Annotated in this window: 1 tRNA gene and 2 rRNA genes (1 of these 3 cut by a window edge); all 3 read right to left on the reverse strand. The window is 55.9% G+C overall.

What is annotated here, in order from left to right:
- Nucleotides 1-55: 55 nt before the first annotated feature.
- Nucleotides 56-132: transfer RNA gene (locus PBN85_RS00005), tRNA-Met, on the reverse strand.
- Nucleotides 133-230: 98 nt separating this feature from the next.
- Nucleotides 231-345: ribosomal RNA gene (gene rrf / locus PBN85_RS00010) — 5S ribosomal RNA — on the reverse strand.
- 195 nt (nucleotides 346-540) lie between these two features.
- Nucleotides 541-2,500: ribosomal RNA gene (locus tag PBN85_RS00015) — 23S ribosomal RNA — on the reverse strand (it continues 857 nt past the right edge of the window).

The raw sequence follows: 2,500 nt of genomic DNA on the forward strand, positions 1-2,500 counted from the left end.
TAAACGCACGAAAGCCCCGGGCCGTGGGGGCTGGGGCATTGGTGGTGTTTTGGGATGGTTGCGGGGACAGGATTTGAACCTGTGACCTTCAGGTTATGAGCCTGACGAGCTACCGGGCTGCTCCACCCCGCGACACTGGGTGTTGTGCGGGGTTGTGCCCGGCACGGTGTGCCTCTCTGTGGGAGAGGGTGTGTGAATGGGTTCTTGTATATTCATCCGCCGGCTACAATGCCTGGCGACGACCTACTCTTCCATCGCTTGAGCGATAGTACCATTGGCGCAGTCGGGTTTCACGGCCGAGTTCGGGATGGGATCGGGTGGGACACCGACGCTATAGCCACCAGGCAATGGAGCGGGCGGATGAATCTCGCATCGAAGTGGGACTTCGATGCGGGAGTGCCGAGGGTCGTCTGGCGATTGCCTTGCGGCGGGCCATCGGATCCCCGGTTGGTTCAAAATCGATGCGTGCACTTATTGTTTCAGCTGGGAGTGTATCATCCGCCTCATGCAACCCAAGGTTGTCATTGATGGTGTGTAACTCTCAAGCGCGACTAGGACAATTAGTATCGGTTAGCTCCATGCGTTACCGCACTTCCACATCCGATCTATCAAGGTGATGGTCTTTCACCGTCCTATGAAATCTTATCTTGAGGGAGGCTTCCCGCTTAGATGCTTTCAGCGGTTATCCCGTCCGTACATAGCTACCCTGCTGCGCCGTTGGCACGACGACAGGTACACCAGAGGTACGTTCAACCCGGTCCTCTCGTACTAGGGTCAACTCCTCTCAAATTTCGACGCCCACGGCAGATAGGGACCAAACTGTCTCGCGACGTTCTGAACCCAACTCACGTACCACTTTAATTGGCGAACAGCCAAACCCTTGGGACCTGCTCCAGCCCCAGGATGTGATGAGTCGACATCGAGGTGCCAAACAACCCCGTCGATATGAGCTCTTGGGGGTTATCAGCCTGTTATCCCCGGCGTACCTTTTATCCGTTGAGCGATGGCCCTTCCACGAGGGACCACCGGATCACTATGACCGACTTTCGTCTCTGCTCGACTTGTCAGTCTCGCAGTCAGGCGGGCTTATGCCATTGCACTCTAACAGCCGGTTTCCAACCGGCCTGAGCCCACCATCGCGCGCCTCCGTTACTCTTTAGGAGGCGACCGCCCCAGTCAAACTACCCGCCACAGAGGGTCCCTGCACCGGCTAACGGTGCGAGGTTAGACATCAGAAAACAACAGGGTGGTATTTCACCTATGGCTCCACGCCGGCTGGCGCCAACGCTTCAAAGCCTCCCACCTATGCTACACAGTTCTTTCCTAATGCCACTCTGAAGCTGCAGTAAAGGTGCACGGGGTCTTTCCGTCTAACCGCGGGTACTCCGCATCTTCACGGAGAATTCAATTTCGCTGAGCATGTCCTGGAGACAGTGGGGAAGTCGTTACGCCATTCGTGCAGGTCGGAACTTACCCGACAAGGAATTTCGCTACCTTAGGACCGTTATAGTTACGGCCGCCGTTTACCTGGGCTTCATTTCAGAGCTTGCACCCCTCCACTTAACCTTCAGGCACCGGGCAGGCGTCAGGCCCTATACGTCGTCTTGAAGCCGACTTAGCAGAGCCCTGTGTTTTTGCTAAACAGTCGCTACCCCCTGGCCTGTGCCCCCAGCAAGAGCTTGCGCTTATGCTGGGCCTCCTTCTTCCGAAGGTACGGAGGCAATTTGCCGAGTTCCTTCAGGACACTTCTCTCAAGCGCCTTGGTATACTCTACCTGACCACCTGTGTCGGTTTCGGGTACGGTCTATACGGTGGGGCTATTTCCTGGAACAGTTTCGAAGCCCGGCCAATCCGTTAAGGCCGAACAACTCACACCATCCGTCACACACCACCAGGCCCACGAATATTAACGTGGTTCCCATCGACTACCCCCTTCGGGCTCGTCTTAGGGGCCGGCTCACCCTGCGCGGATTAGCCTTGCGCAGGAACCCTTGGTCTTTCGGCGAGAGGGCATCTCACCCTCTTTATCGCTACTCATGTCTGCATTCGCACTTCCGATACCTCCACGACCCATTACCAGATCGCTTCACAGGCTTACGGAACGCTCCGCTACCGCGTGGCTTGCGCCACACCCTAAGCTTCGGTGTATCACTTGAGCCCCGTTACATCTTCGCCGCAGAAACCCTTGTTTAGACCAGTGAGCTGTTACGCTTTCTTTAAAGGATGGCTGCTTCTAAGCCAACCTCCTGGTTGTTTTGGGATTTCCACATGCTTTCCCACTTAGTGATAACTTGGGGACCTTAGCTGTAGGTCAGGGCTGTTTCCCTTTTGACGACGGACCTTAGCACCCGCCGTCTGTCTCCCGGATATCACTCCTAGGTATTCGGAGTTTGGTTAGAGTTGGTAGATCTCGCGACCCCCGCATCCATCCAGTGCTCTACCCCCTAGGGTGTCCATCCGAGGCACTACCTCAATAGTTTTCGCGGAGAACCAGCTATTT

This window comes from Sphingomonas sp. CV7422, assembly GCF_027945725.1.
Taxonomy (GTDB): Bacteria; Pseudomonadota; Alphaproteobacteria; order Sphingomonadales; family Sphingomonadaceae; genus Sphingomonas; species Sphingomonas kyungheensis.